29 protein-coding genes are annotated in these 18214 nt (G+C 56.7%); 13 read left to right on the forward strand and 16 right to left on the reverse strand.

Going from position 1 to position 18214, the window contains the following annotated elements:
- Positions 1-51 precede the first annotated feature (51 nt).
- The 12 genes from G6L01_RS07455 (at position 52) to G6L01_RS07510 (ending at position 7332) form a co-directional block, all read left to right on the forward strand.
- Positions 52-996, forward strand: a complete 945-nt coding sequence (locus G6L01_RS07455; protein ID WP_070164826.1) for a DUF2303 family protein — start codon at positions 52-54, stop codon at positions 994-996.
- 4 nt (positions 997-1000) lie between these two features.
- Positions 1001-1270, forward strand: coding sequence for a hypothetical protein (locus G6L01_RS07460; protein ID WP_070164827.1), 270 nt, complete (start codon positions 1001-1003; stop codon positions 1268-1270).
- A gap of 228 nt (positions 1271-1498) precedes the next feature.
- Positions 1499-1720 (forward strand): hypothetical protein, encoded by a 222-nt coding sequence (locus tag G6L01_RS07465; protein ID WP_070164829.1) that lies wholly within the window; start codon positions 1499-1501, stop codon positions 1718-1720.
- A gap of 5 nt (positions 1721-1725) precedes the next feature.
- Positions 1726-2508, forward strand: coding sequence for a hypothetical protein (locus G6L01_RS07470; RefSeq protein WP_070164830.1), 783 nt, complete (start codon positions 1726-1728; stop codon positions 2506-2508).
- Positions 2505-3605 (forward strand): DNA polymerase III subunit beta, encoded by a 1101-nt coding sequence (gene dnaN / locus G6L01_RS07475; protein ID WP_174089204.1) that lies wholly within the window; start codon positions 2505-2507, stop codon positions 3603-3605. Before G6L01_RS07470 ends, dnaN begins: the two co-directional genes overlap by 4 nt.
- Before the next feature lie 10 nt (positions 3606-3615).
- Positions 3616-3981 carry a hypothetical protein gene (locus G6L01_RS07480; protein ID WP_070164831.1) on the forward strand — a complete coding sequence of 122 codons (366 nt, stop codon included), beginning with the start codon at positions 3616-3618 and terminating at the stop codon, positions 3979-3981.
- Positions 3982-3984: 3 nt separating this feature from the next.
- A complete protein-coding gene (locus tag G6L01_RS07485; protein ID WP_197432310.1) occupies positions 3985-4896 on the forward strand; it encodes a hypothetical protein in 912 nt (303 codons plus the stop codon).
- Positions 4889-5302: a hypothetical protein gene (locus G6L01_RS07490; protein ID WP_070164832.1), complete on the forward strand. Its 414-nt coding sequence runs from the start codon at positions 4889-4891 to the stop codon at positions 5300-5302. The genes G6L01_RS07485 and G6L01_RS07490 overlap by 8 nt, the downstream gene beginning before the upstream one ends.
- A 4-nt stretch (positions 5303-5306) precedes the next feature.
- Positions 5307-5555, forward strand: coding sequence for a hypothetical protein (locus G6L01_RS07495; RefSeq protein ID WP_070164833.1), 249 nt, complete (start codon positions 5307-5309; stop codon positions 5553-5555).
- A gap of 1 nt (position 5556) precedes the next feature.
- A complete protein-coding gene (locus G6L01_RS07500; protein ID WP_070150661.1) occupies positions 5557-5739 on the forward strand; it encodes a hypothetical protein in 183 nt (60 codons plus the stop codon).
- Complete coding sequence (locus tag G6L01_RS07505; RefSeq protein WP_081344053.1) at positions 5739-6812, forward strand: tyrosine-type recombinase/integrase; 1074 nt, start codon at positions 5739-5741, stop codon at positions 6810-6812. The genes G6L01_RS07500 and G6L01_RS07505 overlap by 1 nt, the downstream gene beginning before the upstream one ends.
- A 352-nt stretch (positions 6813-7164) precedes the next feature.
- Positions 7165-7332: a Thivi_2564 family membrane protein gene (locus G6L01_RS07510; protein WP_234902226.1), complete on the forward strand. Its 168-nt coding sequence runs from the start codon at positions 7165-7167 to the stop codon at positions 7330-7332.
- Between the two features lie 136 nt (positions 7333-7468).
- Here the strand turns inward: G6L01_RS07510 and G6L01_RS07515 are convergent, their stop codons facing one another.
- The 15 genes from G6L01_RS07515 to G6L01_RS07585 all read right to left on the reverse strand — a co-directional run bounded on the left by G6L01_RS07515 (position 7469) and on the right by G6L01_RS07585 (position 16057).
- On the reverse strand, positions 7469-8353 hold the full coding sequence (locus G6L01_RS07515) for a class I SAM-dependent methyltransferase (RefSeq protein ID WP_174109422.1): 885 nt from the start codon (positions 8351-8353) through the stop codon (positions 7469-7471).
- Positions 8354-8358: 5 nt separating this feature from the next.
- Positions 8359-10122 (reverse strand): hypothetical protein, encoded by a 1764-nt coding sequence (locus tag G6L01_RS07520; protein ID WP_202037081.1) that lies wholly within the window; start codon positions 10120-10122, stop codon positions 8359-8361.
- Positions 10119-10301 (reverse strand): hypothetical protein, encoded by a 183-nt coding sequence (locus G6L01_RS07525; protein ID WP_156615295.1) that lies wholly within the window; start codon positions 10299-10301, stop codon positions 10119-10121. Before G6L01_RS07525 ends, G6L01_RS07520 begins: the two co-directional genes overlap by 4 nt.
- Before the next feature lie 4 nt (positions 10302-10305).
- Entirely contained in the window at positions 10306-10608 is a 303-nt protein-coding gene (locus G6L01_RS07530; protein WP_139190298.1) for a hypothetical protein, read from the reverse strand.
- Positions 10609-10698: 90 nt separating this feature from the next.
- Positions 10699-11346: a hypothetical protein gene (locus G6L01_RS07535; RefSeq protein WP_070164778.1), complete on the reverse strand. Its 648-nt coding sequence runs from the start codon at positions 11344-11346 to the stop codon at positions 10699-10701.
- Positions 11347-11533: 187 nt separating this feature from the next.
- Positions 11534-12016: a hypothetical protein gene (locus G6L01_RS07540; RefSeq protein ID WP_070164779.1), complete on the reverse strand. Its 483-nt coding sequence runs from the start codon at positions 12014-12016 to the stop codon at positions 11534-11536.
- The gene (locus G6L01_RS07545; protein WP_070164780.1) at positions 12016-12540 is read right to left on the reverse strand and encodes a lysozyme; all 525 of its coding nucleotides are present in this window, start codon (positions 12538-12540) and stop codon (positions 12016-12018) included. Before G6L01_RS07545 ends, G6L01_RS07540 begins: the two co-directional genes overlap by 1 nt.
- Positions 12527-12772, reverse strand: a complete 246-nt coding sequence (locus G6L01_RS07550; protein ID WP_070164781.1) for a DUF7940 domain-containing protein — start codon at positions 12770-12772, stop codon at positions 12527-12529. The genes G6L01_RS07545 and G6L01_RS07550 overlap by 14 nt, the downstream gene beginning before the upstream one ends.
- A gap of 64 nt (positions 12773-12836) precedes the next feature.
- Positions 12837-13850, reverse strand: a complete 1014-nt coding sequence (locus G6L01_RS07555; RefSeq protein WP_070164782.1) for a phage late control D family protein — start codon at positions 13848-13850, stop codon at positions 12837-12839.
- A complete protein-coding gene (locus G6L01_RS07560) occupies positions 13850-14083 on the reverse strand; it encodes a tail protein X (RefSeq protein ID WP_070164783.1) in 234 nt (77 codons plus the stop codon). The genes G6L01_RS07555 and G6L01_RS07560 overlap by 1 nt, the downstream gene beginning before the upstream one ends.
- A complete protein-coding gene (locus G6L01_RS07565; protein WP_070150712.1) occupies positions 14080-14499 on the reverse strand; it encodes a phage tail protein in 420 nt (139 codons plus the stop codon). The genes G6L01_RS07560 and G6L01_RS07565 overlap by 4 nt, the downstream gene beginning before the upstream one ends.
- An 81-nt stretch (positions 14500-14580) precedes the next feature.
- Positions 14581-14754, reverse strand: coding sequence for a hypothetical protein (locus tag G6L01_RS07570; RefSeq protein ID WP_174109424.1), 174 nt, complete (start codon positions 14752-14754; stop codon positions 14581-14583).
- A gap of 19 nt (positions 14755-14773) precedes the next feature.
- Positions 14774-15514 (reverse strand): BRO family protein, encoded by a 741-nt coding sequence (locus tag G6L01_RS07575; RefSeq protein ID WP_174109426.1) that lies wholly within the window; start codon positions 15512-15514, stop codon positions 14774-14776.
- Positions 15511-15819, reverse strand: a complete 309-nt coding sequence (locus G6L01_RS07580) for a hypothetical protein (protein ID WP_174109428.1) — start codon at positions 15817-15819, stop codon at positions 15511-15513. The genes G6L01_RS07575 and G6L01_RS07580 overlap by 4 nt, the downstream gene beginning before the upstream one ends.
- A 67-nt stretch (positions 15820-15886) precedes the next feature.
- A complete protein-coding gene (locus G6L01_RS07585; RefSeq protein ID WP_174109430.1) occupies positions 15887-16057 on the reverse strand; it encodes an Arc family DNA-binding protein in 171 nt (56 codons plus the stop codon).
- A gap of 89 nt (positions 16058-16146) precedes the next feature.
- On the opposite strand from G6L01_RS07585, the gene G6L01_RS07590 reads away from it, so the two are divergent.
- Entirely contained in the window at positions 16147-16395 is a 249-nt protein-coding gene (locus tag G6L01_RS07590) for an Arc family DNA-binding protein (RefSeq protein ID WP_174109432.1), read from the forward strand.
- 30 nt (positions 16396-16425) lie between these two features.
- Here the strand turns inward: G6L01_RS07590 and G6L01_RS07595 are convergent, their stop codons facing one another.
- Positions 16426-18213: a phage tail tape measure protein gene (locus G6L01_RS07595; protein WP_174109434.1), complete on the reverse strand. Its 1788-nt coding sequence runs from the start codon at positions 18211-18213 to the stop codon at positions 16426-16428.
- Position 18214 lies beyond the last annotated feature (1 nt).

Below are 18214 nucleotides of genomic sequence, written 5' to 3' on the forward strand. Positions count from 1 at the left end.
CCCTCTTCGCCTTCCAAGTTTCACAGCCTTTAAACCCCAAGGAGCATGACCATGACAGAAATTGACACCCTCGTCGGCAGCCTGCAACCGCTGACCCTCGATATCAACGCCATCCGCGAAATGGCGGACGATGCAGGAACGAGGATTGACCATGTCGGGTTGATCACGGCCATCCACGGATTACCCTCGGAAATCCCCATTCTGATCGATCGCAAGGCCGGCAAGGCGATCTCCGTCAAGCCGCTGCTGGAGGAATACCGTGAAAAGCCCCGCGCCAAACTCGGCACAGCCGAAGTCAAAACGCTGGAAAGCTTCATCGGTCTGGTCAATCGCCACAAGACCAGCGACAGCGTGATTTTCGCCGAAACCGACTGGCAGAAACCCAGCATCACCGCCGTGATCGATTACCATCAGGCGGTAAGCGGCGGCGAAGCCGACAATTGCAAGCACCGGATCAAATATCCATTCCCGTTGTCGGAAGAATGGCAGGCATGGGTCGCACAAAACGGTCAACCCATGAACCAGACGGATTTTGCGCAGTGGATCGAAGATCATATCCCTGATCTGGCCGCACCGACGCAGGCGGAAATTGACGAATACCTGGACACATTCAGCCTGAAAACCGCCTATCCGAACGAGCTGGTTACTCTGTCGCGCGGTTTGCAGGTCAATGTCGAAAGCAGCGTGAAGAACAACGTCACCCTGCAAAGCGGTGAAGGCCAGATCACTTTCGAGGAAGTGCATCGGGACGCAACCGGCGCCAAGATTTCTGTGCCTGGCCTGTTCATCCTTTCCATCGCGCCGTTCTTCATGGGCACCAAGGCCCGCATTCCCGTGCGCCTGCGCTACCGCGTCAAGAACGGGTCAGTTATCTGGAGCTTCCACCTTTACCGGCCGGACATCCATATCACCGACCAGGTGCGCGCCGATCTGGACAGCGCGGAACAAGAGACATCCCTGCCTGCCTATGAAGGCAAGCCGGAAGTGACGGCCTAACACCATGACCCCACTCGCCAGCAACCCCGCCGTGACCGATCCGAATGCGACCCTGACGCCAGCCCAGCGGGAAGCCCTGCTGGCCATCCGCTTCTATCGCTTCAACGGTCGCGAGCGGGGCGGCTGGCGAGTGGGCAACCTCTCCATTACCGCCGCCACCATCAAGGCCTTGATCAACCATGGGCTGGTGCTGGAGCGGGGCAACCGAAACCCATTGACCCTGACCACGGCTGGCGAACTGGCCGCCGACAAGCTGAAAGGCTCCGGGCTATGAATGCCGATCCGCCGCTCTTCACCTGTTTGATTTGCGAAAAGGACGTGCCGCAGCCGAGACCCTACGAATATGTGTCACGGGTTGGTCCGCCAGAGCGGCCACCGATCTGCAAATCCTGCGCCTCACGCTGGGGCAACAAAATCTCCGGGCCGGTTTTCAACCGCCGCAATTTCCACGTCCTCCGGCAACTGGACGCCATGATCAGCCTTTTGCAATGGGAAATCCACAATGGACAATTCAGACATCGGTAGCGCCTTCGACGTACCCGGCATCATCACCGGCCTGCGGCAAGACCTGGCCGAATTGCGCAGCGGCACGATCACGGCGCACGAAGCGAAAGTGCGAGCCGAGATCGCCAAACAGATTTTCAGCGGCCTGCGGCTGATGGTCCAGGCTCAGAAATACATGGCTGGCAATGCCAAGCCTATCACCCAAATCAGTGAGGGATAGAGACAATGGCCGGGAAACCAATCCTTTTCAGCGGACCAATGATCCTTGCCCTGCTTGCCGGGACGAAGACACAAACTCGGCGCGGGCTAAAGTTTCAGCCTGCACCAGGTATCAACATAGTGCGAAAAAACATTCGCCCGTTTGATGCAGACCCATACCATTCTTTCGAGCGTCGGAGTGTCTATGGCAATTATGCCGGCGAGCTAGACATCAAGATCAAGCGCGGCGACCGGCTCTACGTTTGCGAAGAACACTATCGTTACGGCCATTGGGAAACCGCCGAAGCCGCCCGGACCAAACAAGGTCGCCAGAAATGGCATTTTGTTGAGGATAGCCCTGAAATCCATTTCGAAGCGCCGGAAGTGTTTCGAAAGGGGCGGCACCACCATGACCCGGCCACCCCGGCTTGGCACAAGCGTCTGGGCCGCTTCATGTTTCGAAAACACTCGCGCCTCACCCTTGTCATCACTGATGTCCGCGTCATGCGAATGCAAGATATCACGGATGCCGATGCCATTGCAGAGGGCGCGACCTACCGGCTGGAATGCCGCGGCGATGCCTTGGAAGACATCGGCTGGTCAATGGATTGGGGTCCGGTCGATAGCGGCAAGGTGTTGGATATCGATCATTGCCTGTCGACAGCGGGCGGCGCTTTCCTCAACTATTTCCACACCTTGAACAAGTTCCCCAAAAAATACGGCGATGACCCGAGCATGTGGCCGAACCCATGGGTCGCTGCCTACACCTTCCGCGTCATCAAATCCAATATCGACAGGGTTTCATCATGATCACCGCCAGCAAATCCGCCCTCGCCGCCGCGTTGAAGATCCGCAAGAGCATTGTCGAGACCCGCAACACCATTCCGATTCTCTCCAATGTCGGGTTTGAGCGCGGGGCCTCTGGCCTGCAACTGCGTATGACGGACCTCGACATTGAAGGCACCGTCGATCTCGCGGCCGATCTTGATATGGATTTCCACCCGTTCACGATCGCGGCCAAGCTGCTGGACGATATCGTTGGCAAGCTGCCGGATGGCGTGCAGGTGAAGATCAAGTTGGATGCGGATAAGACGCAAGCCATCGTCTCGTCTGGCCGGTCGAAGTTTCAGCTTCAGGTGCTGCCGCTGGACGATCTGCCGATCATGCCGGATTTTACCGCCGATAACCCCACCCGTTGCACCGCCTCCGGGTCGGGGCTGAAAGCCGCACTCACCTCCGTCGCCTTCGCCATTTCCACGGAAGAGACCCGCTATTATCTGAATGGCGTCTTTATTGAGCCAGGCGCCGATGGGGCCTTGCTGGTGGCGACGGACGGCCACCGCCTGGCCAAGCGCTGGCTGCGCATCGAGGGCGTTGCCCCTGATCGCATTATCCTGCCGCGCAAGCTGGTTACTGCGTTGCTGGCACACCTGCCCGATGGCGACGTGACGCTGGAGGCGACGGATAGCCGAATCTCTATCACCATGCCCGGCCTGCGGATCGTCTCAAAGCTGATCGACGGCACTTTCCCGGATTATACCCGCGTCATTCCGCAGGCGGGCGCGGCGAAGGCTGAGTTTGAGGCCAAGGCCATCAGGCCCGCCGTCGAGCGCGTCATCGTCATTTCCAGCGAGAAAGGCCGGGCCGTCAAGTTCAAGTTTTCGGATGGCCAGTTGCAGCTGTCCGTCAACAACCCAGACGCTGGATCGGCCGAGGAAACCATTCCGGTCGAAGGCTCGCTGGAAATCGAAGCCGGTTTCAACGGCAAATATGTCCTCGACGCCCTGACCCACCTCGGCGACGGGCCGCTAACCCTCGCCATGGAAACCGCTGGCAGCCCCGCCATCCTGCGGGCCGATGGTGACCACGAAGAAAACCTCATCGTGCTGATGCCGATGCGGGTGTGATTGGAGAGAGATGATGGAAATCACAGACAAAATGGTTGATGCCGCCGACAGCGTTCTTTCCAGGTCTCGTCCCGGTATCCCCGATGACGTTATTCGCATGGCTATTCAAGCCGCCATTGCCGCAGCGCCTGCGCATGCCGACGATATCGCTGTTGACCGCTTCGCCGCAGCTATGAAGGAAAAGCTCGCCAAGAAGCGCCTCGATGGCCGCAGTGGCTGGGAGGACAAGGATGATTGCTCACAACTTTTCATTTCGCATCTCCTCCGCGAGCATGTCGAAAAGGGCGATCCAGTCGATGTTGGCAATCTCGCAATGATGCTTCACCAACGAGAGGAGCGGATCGCCTCTCTCCTCGAAACTCTTCAAGGAGAATAGACGATGATAGATGCAGAAGCCCAACTTCATGCCGTTGTGGATGCGTGGGAAGCGCTACCCGGTGGGCGTCAGTGCGGCGTAAGGGACGTCGAAGCATGGCTTGCGAGGGATATGGCTCCAGCCATCAACGCTATTCGTGGATTCCTCCGTCGTCCTCGACCCGATGGCGTCCTTCCACCATCGCCGCAATCGATTGTGATGGCACCAGCGCATGAACCCGTCACTCTCACCACTTCGCCAGCGCAGGAGCCAATTACCTATCATAACGACGATGCGGGCTTTACCGAATTCCTCAACAGTGACCAACCGTATTCCGTCCGGGAGATTGATGGACATTGCGCAATCCTAATGGATCTGAAACAGGCCAACATTATTGGCTATCGGGCTTATGACCATGAGCGTACCGATCCTGTCACTCTCACCTACACCAACTATCGCGGCGAGACATCAGAACGCACCATCCTACCCAAGAATATCTGGTTTGGCTCGACCGAGTGGCACCCGGAACCGCAATGGCTCCTCACGGCCTTCGATCTAGGCAAGCAAACCGTCCGCGATTTCGCGCTGAAGGACTTTGGCAAACCCACATCGACCGAACTCTTCGGCCTTTGCGTCCTGCCCGTTCCCATGCCCTTCGCAATCGGCGACACAGTCGAAAAACACACCGGCGACTACACGGCCAAGGGCGAGGTGCGCGGCATCTTCGCCACAACACGCGGCGCTGTCCGCTACGTGGTCGAACATCAGGCCGATGGTGGCGGATCGTTCTGCCACATCTACAGCGAGAAGAACCTGCGCCCCGCCCGCAGATTTGTCAAACTGTCGCCTGACGAGCGGCTGGAGTGGATCGCCAAATCCAAAGCCGCCGAAGACGGCATGCTACCAAAGGCAATGGAGGGCAGCGCCGATGCATGAGAAGGAGAAAACCAATCGATCCACTGTCGAAATTGACATTGTCGAGCGCCTACGAACATATCGGCCAACTGACGAGTGGGGCGATGGTGTCCACCACACCATTTGCGACGAAGCCGCAAACGAGATCACCCGCCTGAGCAACGAACTACGGCAATCTCAATCTGCCCTCGATCTTGCCATTAGTCGCGGCTGCGATCACTGCGCCGAAAATATCCGCCATGCCCGCAACATGGCCGTGCGGTCGGTCATCTGCCCAGCCACAAGCCCCGAACTACTGGAACTGATCGCCAAAGCCAAAGCCACCTACGACGCCATGTCACCGGAGGAGAAGGCGCGGCACGACCAGGCGCAGCGCGAAAGCTTCCTGCGCGGCATGATGCCAACCGGCGATCCGAGATTGGACTGAGGACATGAGCACCATGACCACCGCCCGCGCCTACAAACTCCAATCCACCACCCGCTGCCCATGCTGTGGCGCCGACCGGATTATGCTGGATGTCGACACCGCCAGGACCTGGGCAACCGTCACCTATAAGTGCCACGCCAGTTTCACCATAACCAACGGTGAAATCACCGTCGCCGGCGTCTGCCACGCCGGGACGAACCTGGCTGCGTATTTGATGAATGCCGAAACCATGGGACCAAGAAGGGGAAAATGATATGGGTAGAAGAACCATTCCCTTCACAGAGGACTCTATTGCCAGGGCCATCAAGGCGGTGAAGCGCGCGGGCGTCGAAATCAAAACTGTCCGGGTCAACCCGGATGGCGCGGTTGTGATTAACGGGGATAACGACCAGATCAGCGAAAAACAGCTTGAAGAAAGCGCGAGAGGCTATCTCTGATGGAGGATATGCCGCGCCCCCGATATCAATATGTTCAGAAGCAGACGACCAGACACAATAAAACCGTCTGGTACTTCCGCATCGGCGACGGCAAGCGCACGCGGTTGCCCGGTGAATACGCATCGGAAGAATTCATTGCCGCCTGGAAAAGTTTGATGGCCGGTGCGCAGGTCGAGAAGTCCGCACCATCGAAACACACTCTGCAATGGCTGGTCGACAAGTACCAGGAGAGTGCCGCCTTCAAGGGCCTGAAGGAATCAACCCAGGCCAATCGCCGCAACATCCTGAAGGTTGTTTGCAAGACAGGCGGCAAGATGATCGTATCGCACATCGATCGGGCAGCGATCGCCGCTGGCCGTGATCGGCGAGCGGCCACGCCCCACGCCGCCGTGAATTACATGAAGGTGATGGGCTATCTGTTCGAATGGGCTGTAGACGCTGGCTATGCCCGGGAAAACCCCGTTCGTGGCGTGAAGCGGCCACGGCCCAAATCTCGCGGCTTTTTACCTTGGTCAGAACAGGACGTCATTGATTTCTACCGCCATCATGGCCCCGGCACGCCGGCACGTCTTGCAATGGAAATGATGCTGTTCACCGGATTACGCCGACAGGATGTCTATCGCCTCGGCCCGCAGCACATCAAGGATGGCGTCATCGAGATCCGCGCGGGAAAGAACGACGCGGAACTATTCATCCCCCTGCACCCGATTCTGGCGCAGACATTGAGCAGGACAAGCACAGGACATCTGGCCTATCTGGTGACACCCGTGCACGGGCGCCCCTTCAAATCCGCCGCGGCCTTTGGCAACTGGTTTGGCGACATGTGCAAGGAAGCTGGCATCGACGGTCGAGCCCACGGGCTGCGGAAATCCATCGCCCAAAAACTCGCTGAGGCGGGCGGCAGCAACGCCGAACTGAAAGCACTCTTTGGCTGGAATTCCGACGCGATGGCCGCGCTCTATACGAAAAAAGCCGACCGCAAGAAACTCTCGCAGGCGGCTGCAACGAAACTGAACGGGAACAGTCTATCCCCTCACCCTAAACCACCAACCCCTCACCTTAAAAATAATTGAATATCTTCAATGGCTTACGCGGTGAATTTTGAAGATTGGCGACCCCTGCAGGCGCGTCAATATCATTTGATTTCAATTGGTTACCATCAGGTGGGACAGAAAGTCGCCCCGTTGAAAACACTAATGAATTTCAATCGCCGGGTCGCACTGGGGCGATCATGAAAAGGCCTAACATCGCCAGTTGCTGGAAGTAAGTCGGTACACTAACGCAGCGATTGCGTCGCCGATGGTCTGTCGTTTAAATCTACTCAAAGGTGGGGCTGCTATTTTGTGAGCCCCTCCCCTTTCCTTTTGAAATCACAGCATTATGTTCCACCGCACGGCGCAATTAAGCGTCTTTAGGAGTGGGGCTTTGGGTACTTCAATTCTCATCAGCATCCTAATCACCTTCCTGGTGATTGTGCTGATTCTCTATCTCATTGGCATGTTGCCGATTGATGCCCGGGCAAAACAGATCGCCCGTCTCGTCGTTATCATCATCGGCATTCTTTCGCTGCTGAAGTACATTGCTGTGTTCTGAACGACAAAAAGCCCCGACAGGATACTGCCGGGGCTTTTGGCTTGATCAGCACCCATAGGACGGCAGAGGCGGAACGCCACGTTGTGCCGCATCGATGCGCTGCAAGATTTCCCGCATACTCGTTTGAACTCTTTTTTCACAGCCTGCGCATAACGAGTACATCTTGATTGGCACAGAAGTGAATAGGTCCTGAAATTGCGGACTGCCTATGCAACAAAACTTCAAAACCTTCGAACATTTCAGCGAAGAACTGTTCACTGGCAAGGGTGGCGACAGAATTTTCTCCTTCTGCCGCATCTGGGAATTGATGCACATAGTGTTTATCGCTCCGCATAACATCGGAGAGATCAGGAATTAATTTAGAGAACTCTTGATGATACATTGACCCATGGAATGAAACAACAAGAACACCGCCACCCCGCATTACTCGAGACAATTCCTGGGCCCATTTTCGCATCGACACACTCGACATGTGTGTGAAAACTGACGAACTATAAATGAAATCAAACGTTGCCGGACCAAACGGCAACGGCGGCATCAGATCTGTTTGATAAATCTCCGCGAACGGAAATGACCGTTTTGCAAAATCTACCAACTTTGGATTTATATCGCAGCCGACAAGTCTGACATGATTGGAAAACAAGCCCTCAAAACCTGCGAGCACCCTTCCACATCCGCATCCAAAGTCCAACACGCTTGAAAAGCGAGAGAACTCTTCACCAGCGGCGGCGACCAATCGAACTACATCCATTGCGGCTGGTCGTCTCGATGCGGCATGCGCAATCACGTCACGATGACCATTCACAAGTAGAACCAGATCAGGTGTGGGCAAGTTTGTCGTTAGACCATCCTCGCCAGAGGATTTGTAACCAATAACTCGGCTCTCGTTTGGATGAAGATCGAAATGATCTCTTCCCGAAACAAAATCCCCACGCTCTACGGCCGCCGCTACATCCTCGTTGTAGGCAAGGTAAGCCGTTTCATCAAAGTTTTTCGGGTCGGCAATGATGGCTTGATACATGTTGATTAGCTCAGTGCTACTGTTCCAGATCGCACAACACCATCCGTCCCCCTTAAACGGAAAGTGACGGCATTGTTGTTCGTAGTTTCGATTATTAGATCGCCGTTGGCAGCCGGCACAATAATGGTTCCTACGCCTGGTTGCAAAGTCAACTTATTGAATTTTGTTCCACCGGGCGCGATGCTGAAGGACGTCCCCTTCATATAGGCGCCATGCACATTCGCGGTACCGAAATCAATTCCGTGGAGAAGATGATCGACATCAAACCGAATACCGGTACTATTCTCAGTCAATGGCGCGCTACCATTTTCACTGCCGAAATGAACACCTACATCCCAAAACGCGCCATCCGCTAGATTGCTGATCGCAATGGCATAATCATGGACCGTTCCTTTACCAGGCCCCCCACCCGCGATTTGAATACCAGATCTATACCAAGCCGAAGTGTTAGCATCCATGGTGACGTTGAATTCCCACGAAGTGACATTTCGCCAGTTGATCGCTCCCGACTTGAGTTGTGCAAAGCTACTTCCGGCGAATAGCGCGCCCTGGCTCAAAGACGGCGACGAACTAGTTGTGCCATTGTCAGCGCTCGTTGCAAATGCTCCCGCCTGTATACCAACGTAATGAGCACCCTCGCCTGGAGCGTTTCCAGAAGGCGCTTCGACATAGATAGACCCACGAAGATTTTCACGGATTCCAGTCGCCCCTGATCGCTGACGTGTAACAACGCTGACATTACTAACGCGCCCGGGAAACACCTTGATATCATCGAAAGCTTCAAAGGTATTGTAATTCACACTCTCCGTTGAAGCATAACCGAGACCAAGCGAAGAGAACCACCTGCCGAGCGAAGGGATTGCGCCATTCCTGAAGGTCTTTGGACCGTAAAGATTGACAGGACCGAGAAGAATGTCCGCCCAGTTAAACCCTGTGAGCAACAACGTGCCATAAACATCCCAGTTGACGCGCTTCGTCCCGGAAACACCAAGAGTAAAATCATAACTCCCCGGCGGCACAACAATCGTATCGCCTTCACTGGCAGCATTATAAGCCGCCTGAAACGCTGTCGAGGTTGCGGCGGCATTCGTTCCATCATTATATGCGCCATGCTGAAGCACATTGCGGCACACCCATGTTTTGGGCACGACAGCATTGACCGCCGCAAAATCCGACGCTGCCGACAAAGCAGCACTTCCCAAGCCCATGTTGGTGCGGCCATTTGCCTTCTGCGTGTCGGTCAACCCCTGCGCGGCGGTATCCACCCGTAGCCGGTTGCCAAGCGCGGTCGACATGGTCGTCGCAAAGTTCGGGTCATTGCCCAGCGCGGTCGCCAACTCGTTCAGCGTATCCAGCGCTGCCGGCGAACTATTCACCAGCGCGGCGATGGCAGCGGAAATATCGGCAGGCGTGGCCTTGGCCGCCAGCGCAGCGATCAACCCGGTGATGGTTGCCATCGCCTGTTCGCCCGTGTGGCTGGAGCGATCACGCAAGGCGGCATCTGTCGCGTTCGCCGTTGCACCGGTCGCCACGCCGTCCAGTTTCACTTTGTCGGCGGCGACCATCAGGCCGTCTTGCGCCGTCGTCACCAGGTCATCAGGCTGGATCGCGGTGACGGCCAATGCACCCTGTCCAGCCGTGGCGAAGGCGCTGGCGTCTTCATCGGCCGCGCTGCCCAGCTCCATCGCTTCGCGCAATGCGGTTTTCAGTTCACCGTCATCGCCGGTGAGATCATACAAAAATGCGTCCTTGCTCTGGACCTTGCTCATGCGGAAGCCTCCAGGGGCGCGTAAACATAGGCCCCGTTGCGATCAATCAGGTAAAGTTCGGTGGAACCGGTGCGCACAACCCAACCCATGCCATCGGGCGGGTCTTCGGTCGGGGCAACGGGCGTCCAGGAATACAGCGACCCAAGCGCTATGTTGGGCCGGCCAAAATTCAGCGCCATGGCATCAATCGCCCTGCATTTCGATCCGCAGGGCGCTATCACCCTCCGGATAGCCGTAGACATCGCAGGCCTCGGTGAAGCTGGCCGCGTAGGGTTTCAGCGCTGTCATGGTCACGAAGTGAAAACTGGCGTCACTGGCCGATCCTTCCGGATCAGGCGCAACGGCGGGTGCGTCCGATCCGGCTTCGACACGGCGGATGTAGAGCGTGCCGGTCTTCGGCAGGTTGACGAGAACGTTCAGAACGCCATCAGCAATCAGTGTCCATTGCGCCGCTTGGCACAAAACAGCACCGTCTTTCAGGGCCATAGGAAATCCTTTCGCCGCCAGATCTGGCGGTTCCATCGAGGGTTAAACTTTTGAATTACATTGCGGTGGCTACCCGATCAGGACATGTGGTCAGCTCGGCGGGCGTTGGCCGTAAAGCTGGCGCTCGAAACGATCCTGCCGGTCGCGCATATCCAGCAGCAGGTCACGGGCACTATAGGTGGTGGCCTGCCCCTGCTTCAGTTCATCGATCTGCTTTTGCATTTGCGCGCGCTGCTGATCCTCGGATTGCCATGCCCGCTCCAGCTCGGCCCGGGGCACCTGGTCTTTGCGGATGGTTTCGAGCTGCGTATTCACCTGGTTGAATTTGTCGATCAGGTCGTTGCGGGACACGACCCGATTGTTTTCATAAGTCGCCTTGAAATCGGTGAAGGCAGCGACCGATAGAGAATTCTGCGCCGTGACCCGCAAATCTGTCTTCGTCTCGGAAACTGCTTCCTTGATCGGGCTCAGAGCCTGCGATCCGAGCGCAACGATAATCCCGAAACAGACGCCAGCCGCCGCCCAGATCACCGGCCACTGTGTCTTGCTGGAGCTGCGCAATTCATTCGACAAAGCATTGATCGAAGATTGCACGCTCTGGAAGCCGGTGTTCATATTCGACCTGAGATCGACAATGTCCTTGCCCTGGTTTTCGACGCGCTCGCTCAACCTTGCCCAGGACGCCATCGGGTCGAACAAATTGGTGCTGGCTGCCACGTCCTGTTCTCCTGTCGCCATCAGCCCCTAATTCCCCTGCAATGAATTGATCGTCGCCGCCTTCGCGGCATTTAAGGCACGGCAGTCCGCCAGCGCCTTCCTGTCCTGGCCCCACAGCCGGTATTCGTCATCCCGGTCCACACCGGCCGGGATGTATGCAAGCCCCGCACAATCGGCCATCACGGCGGCTGATACGTTCGGCTTGCGGTCATGGCTTGGTTGCGCCGATAGCGTTGAGCGCGTTCCGCACCCCGTCAGGCATGCCACCATCAGAGATAGCAGGGCAGGCAGAAGAGCCAGCAGCATTCGGTTTCGCATTTTTTCGTTTCCTCTCATCGGCAAGCGCTGCTTCCAATCCGGCGACCTGCCCGACATGCGCGGCAATGGTGGTGACCAAGGCCGCATCAGCGGCATTGATCTGCTTCTGCTGAGCCTCGACCTTGGCAATCTGCTTCAGATCCGCCCGGCGCTGCGCCTCGGCCCATTGCTGGCGAACCTCGATGCGACCCGATTCCTTCGCGGCGTTAACCTGCTGGGTGATCTTGCCATCGATGATCTGCCAGCCGAAGAACGGCACACGCAGACCTTCATAGTTGATGCATGTCGCCGCCCATGCCAGAAAGGCACCGACAGCGAGGCCTACGATGATCGACAGACCGATCTTGATGGGGTCAGTGAGCGCCGAGAACATCAGAGGCCACTCTTGCAAAGCTCGTACTCACCTATACGGTTTGCATCTCCAAGCTTCCTCCTGCTATCCAATCCCGGTACAACCTCGTTACCGGCGCGGTTGAACCAAGTCATAGCTTGGCAACTCCCAAGCCAATCCGCCTTCAGCGCGCGGTTGCGGGCCGTGGATTTGCAGAACGCACCGACACCAACATTGTAAGAAAGGGAGATCGAGGATGCCCGCCAAGACAGTGGTGCGGCATCATAGCTAGGCACGCACTTCTTGATCGGATCTTCGTAGTCGGTCTTGAGACGCTTCCAGAGCATTTCGTCGCATTGCTGAGGGGTGTACTGATCACTCATCTTGACGCCTTTTGTCTCGCCGTAGCAGACCGTGACGACTCCAACCATGTCGCGATAAGCCTTGGTTCGCAAACCCTCCCAGGGCTGCACAAGTGCAGTCCCGGCGAGGATGACAGCGATCCCTCCAGATGCAGCGATAGCCTTTTTGGCGCGAGCGCTGGACTTAAAATTATTGATCGGCATCGGACAATCCTTTCTGGGCAACGACGCGCGCCCATATCGCCGCAAATGTCAAAAGCCCTTGAAGGCCGCGAAGCAGCAGATTGACCCACGCCTCAAGGCCGTAGGCACCGTCGACAAGAGCGTCGACAACAGGCTGGATGACAAAAATCAGTCCAGCAGCAGCCGTGAAGCGGACAGACCAGGCCCGGGCCAGAACCGTTCGCCAATTTTCAACAGGCCTTAAATTGCGCATGGCACACCGCCACCCGCGAAACTCTCCGCGCGATCCATGATCGTTTCCTTATGTTTGTTAAAATCTACCGGCTGTCCTGGCCGGCCTTGCCCTGCGGCTCGCTCAGGCTGATCGAGGTCGTGTATCCAGACGAGCGGGAAAGCTCGTCAGTCACGCTCTTGATCGTATAGGTTCCATCCACCCCGGCCCGCAGACCGGAAAGAATGCACTTGCCGCCCGGCTGCGGGGTGGCATCGCCATTGATGACAACCGATCCCTCGGCCTTGTCACGGCTCGCCTTCCTGGCGCCGGACTTGGCCCGACGGTCGGCATGGTCCTTTGACGAGGCGGAAAACCCGGATTGCAGATCCGCGTCCACCTTGTCGCCACTGGCATATTGCGCTGCCAGCCGCGAAGCCTTGTCGAGGTCGTAATAGGTCTCGACCTTCTGCTTGATGCGCGGGCGGTCTGTCACCGGGGCGAAGCCCGTGGCCGAAAGCAGGATCGACCGGGTGACGGTGAAGGCCGAAAGATCGGCCCCGGTCACACCCTTGCCGTAGGGGACGAACACGGCGGATGTGCCGGAAATCCGAAAGATCGCCCCGTGCTCACGCGCCAGCCGCTCGCCAAAGGCAATGAAGCTTTCCGCATCCATTGCCTCCCAATCCAGAACTGTTTCGGCATAATCGGCATGGACAGAAACCGATATCCCCGCATCTTCACCTGCATCCTGAAGAACAGACTTCAAGGGTTTGCTATCCCAGTGCTTTTCCTTGCTGGCCTTCGCCTTACCTTTCAACGAAACAGACCGGGCCGTCACCGAAAGCACCGAGCCTGAACCCCGGCTTAGGGACCAGCTGGCCGTATCCACTTCGCCGTCGAATATGCGGATCGCGCCATTTTCCCGGCCAAGCTCGACATGCACTTTCTGCCCCGTCTGCGGCCAGCGCAGCGTGCCGCCGCTGTCATCGAGGTCGAATTGCGCGGCATCCGCCGTCTTGTCGACACCCTTGGTGATCGAGGCGGACAGCAAAACGGGCAGGAAGTTTTTCGTCACCACCCGCCCGTCGACCGACACCAGAAAATGCGCCTTTGCCATCAGTCAAACAGGCCCGTGATTTTGCTGTCGGTGGTATCGGTCGACAAGGCATCCTTGGTCGGCACGGTCAGCACCGTCCCGCGCGGGACTTCCGCGCCCTTGCGGGCAAGATCCTGGTTGAGCGACCAGACCTGTTCGCAGGCACCCGCAATCACCTGCCGGTAATGCCGCGCCAGCACGCCGGACAGGGTCAGCCCGTCGCGGCCAACGGTGATGGTTTCCGTATCGCTCAAGACACCAGCTCCCACAAAGTCGAGAAGTAACTTTCGCCGTCCGGTGCATCGGACTTTTTCAGCTCGATCTGCATATCGATGACCTGGCCGACACCCTTGGTATTCAGATAGGTGTGACCCTCGGTAATGCGGGTGATGACAAACCAGCCCATGACCTCGCCATCGCCGCGCACCACCAGCTGCGGCACCTGGTTTTTCAGCAGGGTCTGCAATGTCTTCAGGTTGGACAAGCCACCGAGCTTGTCGGGAAACAGCCGACCGGCAAGGGTCATCTGTTCCGGCCCCTCGCCCATGGCTTCCAGCGGCGGGCGCTCGCCAATGACGGGCTTGTCAACAAAATCCGCCGTCGTCTCGCGCGAAACCCCATCGAGGTTGAACTTGAGATCGAAGGTCACCACGCCGATTTGATAGAGCATCACATTGCCTTAGGCTGGACAAAACACGAGCGCCCCGCCGAGAGACCCGGCAGGGTGCAGATTTCAGGTTTTTTCAGGTTTTCAGGCGCTCTTGTTGAGCAAATCGGAGACCTGGGGTAACTCAGATTCCTCCCAGATCTTTCGAGCGGCCTCCTTGCCATAAAGTTCCAGCGCGAATTCCAACAACGTAATCAAGGCATCAGCTTGCTTCAGAGGCATGCCGAAGACCGTGAGATTATCGATTTCACTGTTCATGTTCATATCCTCTTCACGGTCAGGATGTTTGGTCGGATAGTTGGCTCTGATGCTTCAGGCGCACGCCGATATAGCGTGAACCAGTGCTGACATGCCGCTTCACGATGCCCGCACGGATCAGGAACTTTCCGAAAGAATTATTCATGATGTACGGCGCATCATTCTTTGTCGACCACTGCTGATAGCGCAAATATACCTCTTTCCCGGTGACTTCGGCCTTCGGATCGAACACCATGCAATCATCGATGAAATCATAGACATACTTCATCAGCCCCTTGGCCTGTCTACGCTCATTATCCGGCACTTCATCCTTAGGCATCGGCAGGCCCAGTTCCCGCCACAATGCCGCAGCCGCCGCTTTACCATGTGCGAGCCGCGCCTCACGCACCATGGCAAGCTGCTCGCGGGCAATTTCCCAATCGATCACCGGCTCCAGGGCGAAGCGACCGGTACGCCGCAACGCCGGCAGAACCTCGTGGAAGACAAACCGCTTCAAGCGCTCGGCCTCCGGCTTGGTGCTTGAGAAAATCAGGCGGTAGAGACCAGGCTCGTTGATACAAACCGTTTCCTGCTCTCTGCCGTGGGGGTCGGAAATTCCTACCCCCGATTTTTCGTCGTCGTGCAACTTTCTAAGCGCGTCATTATGGTTCTGAATATTAAGGCACCTGCACACGTCCTTACCAACAAACCATTCCTGCTCATCTCGTTCAAATGCCCGCACCGGCTGGTTTTCAAAATCGAAGGTGAGAAGCCCGCTCATGCTGCAATTCCTTCCTGTTCGGCTTCATTCCGTTCCTGCGTTTCAATCACCGTGATGAGATATTTCTCCGCATCGTCCACCAGACCTTCCAGATACCAGGAAAGCTCCAGCGCCGATTTGTTGCGGCGATAGGTCGTTTCCGCATCTTCGATCACCAAGAGATCGTTGATCGCGTAAACGATGCGCTGAATGGATGTGATCTTGCCCTCGACATTTGCCAGCAGGCAGGCCAGAGGCACAGGCTTTCTTGACGTGGGCCGGGGTCTTGCCAGACCGGGCGTGGATTTGCTATTATGCTTTCGCATGTTCGATCTCCTTAGGTTGGAGCATGTTGCAGACCCTTACGGGATTGTTGAGAAAGAGCGGGAAGGTTTACGAGGCCTTGTTCCCGCTCTTTTCGTTTTGATGGATCTCCATTTTTTGCTTGAGAATGAAGATAATTTCTGAAGTCGCAGACCTCAGGTTGGCTTCTGCCTGGCTCATTACCCATGCTTTTATGTCGCTCGGGATGCGGAGCCGAAAGTGTTCGTCGTTTCTCGCCATTGCCGTTTCCTATGACGCATTGTGCGTCACTTCTATATAGCGCACAATGCGTCATTGTCGTCAATCAAAAAGTGCGGCATATGTGCGTCATGGCAAAAGATGATCCGCATTTCCGGCTTCGAATTCCGGAAACTCTGAAAAATCAAATCGAGAGCGCAGCCGAAAGCAATCATCGATCTATAAATGCCGAGATAATTCATCGGCTCGAACAGTCGTTTGCCACCCTGCCAGATTTGGATGAGGATGACCTACAAGCCATCCTTCGGCAAATTGACGTTGTGAAATACAATATCGTCAAAGCCCACTCCAAGAAAAATCAGCAGAACAGCGGCGACTAAGACCGCCTGCTCAATTTTGAGCAGACGGTATCAAGGCGCGTCGATAAACTGCCCGTTGCTCTGCTGCTGCACCGCCTGCCCCGTGCTGCGTGGCTGCCCACCGCCCGGGTTGGCCATGAAGGAACCGAGGGCTCCGGAGATTTTCGAGACGATGGCAGACCCTATGGCGGCGCCAATCGCACCCGCCTGGCTCTGCATAGTATCGGCCGCCGCCTTGCCTGCTGCACCGCCACCTTGGGTGATCTGGTCGGAAATCACGGTGCCAATATTCGGCGCACCATTGGTGCCCATCAGCGCCGCATCCATTTGCTGCTGGAGTAATTCATTCTCACTCAAGGCAGATTGCACGGACCCTGCCGCTTTTGGCCATTGACGTGGCGGGCCATCGGTAAATTCGGCCATCACGTCTTTCTGTTCGCCGCTTTTCACCCGTTTGGTCGCCTCGAAATAGGCGTTGCCCGCCTCCCATGGCCAGGCATTCGGATTGCGGGCATTCCAGGCCCCCTTATATCCGGTCGCCTCACTCTGCACTGCCTTGATGCGCTCGCTTTCCGCTTCGCTGGCTTTGCGGTTCGCATCCATCTGTTCATTAATGTAGCTCAAAGCCGGGCTTGCCACCTTGGCAACACCAGAGCCGACATTCTTCACCAGCCGATCCCATTCATTATTGAGATCCTGCAACTTGGCTTTGCTATCGCCAATGACCTGCGCAAAATCCCGCATGGTCGAACCATCGACATTTTTCAGGGATGCATTCAACTTGTTCATTTCCTCGCGCTGGGTGATCAGGCCACGCACACCGGCCTGCATCTGCGCATCGGGAAACAGCAATGTCAGCTTGGAGAGATCGCCTTTTGTGGCGATCAGGCTCATATCAAGCAAAACGTCGATCACATCCTTGCCGCTCTTGCGGGCCTTATCCAATGACTTCGGCAGGTCAATGCCGAATTTCTTGAACTTGGTGGCGGTGTCAGCCGAATACATCTTCTGAAGGATGTTTTGCAAATTGGTTGCCGCCTCGCCGGAGGTGCCGGTCTGGTTGCGCAAAACCTGCAACATCGCCACCATCTTCTCCAGTCCAGCGGTACCCTTGTACCCAAGGGCCGCGAAGGCTGGCAGCAGACTTGGCAGTTCGGACGCCATATCCTTCAGCTCAAACTTGCCAGCCTTGCCGCCTGCCACCAGAATATCGAAGGCATGCTGCATGTCTTTGGCACCAATCTTCAGCGATCCGGACATCGAATCTGCCGTCAACGCCATATCGGAGATAGCCGCACCGGATGCCTGCGCCGTCATCGTTACCGCTGGCAGAAACTGCATCGCTTCATCAAGCGAACGCCCAGATGAAACCAGCGTCTCCAAACCTTCGACAACATCGGAAAAGGCCATCTTGGTCGTAGACGCGACTTCCTGAAGCTTGGCAATTGTCGGCTGAATTGCATCGGCACCCTTATCGGCGTTGATCACGATGCGGTTGACCCGGCGCTCCAGCTCGGCAAAGTCAACATAGGCCTTGCCCGCAGCGGCGCCAGCGATGGCAACACCGCTGGCCAGGCGGCCTATAACCGCCGCCCGCGAAGCCACGCTTCTGGCATGGTTTTCTCTCATCTGGGCAAGCCGCGCTTCCTCGGCAGCCTGCCGCTCCATCATCAGGCGTTCCATCGACCTGTCTTTATTAGACAGCCGCAAGCCCTTGCTGGACAGCATATAATCCCGCTCTGCCTTTTGCAGACGGCTCATATTGCCGATAACAGCCGATGTTTTCGCGCCGGTCTTGTCGACCAGATCGACCACCAGCGAGGCTTGCAACTTGCTCAAC

It is taken from the genome of Agrobacterium vitis, from assembly GCF_013337045.2.
Lineage (GTDB): Bacteria > Pseudomonadota > Alphaproteobacteria > Rhizobiales > Rhizobiaceae > Allorhizobium > Allorhizobium vitis_B.

Excerpts from the sequence above, each read along its gene's own strand:
- G6L01_RS07455 (WP_070164826.1), top strand. The coding sequence starts at position 52 with ATGACAGAAATTGACACCCTCGTCGGCAGCCTGCAACCGCTGACCCTC.
- G6L01_RS07460 (WP_070164827.1), top strand. The coding sequence starts at position 1,001 with ATGACCCCACTCGCCAGCAACCCCGCCGTGACCGATCCGAATGCGACC.
- G6L01_RS07465 (WP_070164829.1), top strand. The coding sequence starts at position 1,499 with ATGGACAATTCAGACATCGGTAGCGCCTTCGACGTACCCGGCATCATC.
- G6L01_RS07470 (WP_070164830.1), top strand. The coding sequence starts at position 1,726 with ATGGCCGGGAAACCAATCCTTTTCAGCGGACCAATGATCCTTGCCCTG.
- dnaN (WP_174089204.1), top strand. The coding sequence starts at position 2,505 with ATGATCACCGCCAGCAAATCCGCCCTCGCCGCCGCGTTGAAGATCCGC.
- G6L01_RS07480 (WP_070164831.1), top strand. The coding sequence starts at position 3,616 with ATGATGGAAATCACAGACAAAATGGTTGATGCCGCCGACAGCGTTCTT.
- G6L01_RS07485 (WP_197432310.1), top strand. The coding sequence starts at position 3,985 with ATGATAGATGCAGAAGCCCAACTTCATGCCGTTGTGGATGCGTGGGAA.
- G6L01_RS07490 (WP_070164832.1), top strand. The coding sequence starts at position 4,889 with ATGCATGAGAAGGAGAAAACCAATCGATCCACTGTCGAAATTGACATT.
- G6L01_RS07495 (WP_070164833.1), top strand. The coding sequence starts at position 5,307 with ATGAGCACCATGACCACCGCCCGCGCCTACAAACTCCAATCCACCACC.
- G6L01_RS07500 (WP_070150661.1), top strand. The coding sequence starts at position 5,557 with ATGGGTAGAAGAACCATTCCCTTCACAGAGGACTCTATTGCCAGGGCC.
- G6L01_RS07505 (WP_081344053.1), top strand. The coding sequence starts at position 5,739 with ATGGAGGATATGCCGCGCCCCCGATATCAATATGTTCAGAAGCAGACG.
- G6L01_RS07515 (WP_174109422.1), bottom strand. The coding sequence starts at position 8,353 with ATGTATCAAGCCATCATTGCCGACCCGAAAAACTTTGATGAAACGGCT.
- G6L01_RS07520 (WP_202037081.1), bottom strand. The coding sequence starts at position 10,122 with ATGAGCAAGGTCCAGAGCAAGGACGCATTTTTGTATGATCTCACCGGC.
- G6L01_RS07525 (WP_156615295.1), bottom strand. The coding sequence starts at position 10,301 with ATGGCGCTGAATTTTGGCCGGCCCAACATAGCGCTTGGGTCGCTGTAT.
- G6L01_RS07530 (WP_139190298.1), bottom strand. The coding sequence starts at position 10,608 with ATGGCCCTGAAAGACGGTGCTGTTTTGTGCCAAGCGGCGCAATGGACA.
- G6L01_RS07535 (WP_070164778.1), bottom strand. The coding sequence starts at position 11,346 with ATGGCGACAGGAGAACAGGACGTGGCAGCCAGCACCAATTTGTTCGAC.
- G6L01_RS07540 (WP_070164779.1), bottom strand. The coding sequence starts at position 12,016 with ATGTTCTCGGCGCTCACTGACCCCATCAAGATCGGTCTGTCGATCATC.
- G6L01_RS07545 (WP_070164780.1), bottom strand. The coding sequence starts at position 12,540 with ATGCCGATCAATAATTTTAAGTCCAGCGCTCGCGCCAAAAAGGCTATC.
- G6L01_RS07550 (WP_070164781.1), bottom strand. The coding sequence starts at position 12,772 with ATGCGCAATTTAAGGCCTGTTGAAAATTGGCGAACGGTTCTGGCCCGG.
- G6L01_RS07555 (WP_070164782.1), bottom strand. The coding sequence starts at position 13,850 with ATGGCAAAGGCGCATTTTCTGGTGTCGGTCGACGGGCGGGTGGTGACG.
- G6L01_RS07565 (WP_070150712.1), bottom strand. The coding sequence starts at position 14,499 with ATGCTCTATCAAATCGGCGTGGTGACCTTCGATCTCAAGTTCAACCTC.
- G6L01_RS07570 (WP_174109424.1), bottom strand. The coding sequence starts at position 14,754 with ATGAACAGTGAAATCGATAATCTCACGGTCTTCGGCATGCCTCTGAAG.
- G6L01_RS07575 (WP_174109426.1), bottom strand. The coding sequence starts at position 15,514 with ATGAGCGGGCTTCTCACCTTCGATTTTGAAAACCAGCCGGTGCGGGCA.
- G6L01_RS07580 (WP_174109428.1), bottom strand. The coding sequence starts at position 15,819 with ATGCGAAAGCATAATAGCAAATCCACGCCCGGTCTGGCAAGACCCCGG.
- G6L01_RS07585 (WP_174109430.1), bottom strand. The coding sequence starts at position 16,057 with ATGGCGAGAAACGACGAACACTTTCGGCTCCGCATCCCGAGCGACATA.
- G6L01_RS07590 (WP_174109432.1), top strand. The coding sequence starts at position 16,147 with ATGGCAAAAGATGATCCGCATTTCCGGCTTCGAATTCCGGAAACTCTG.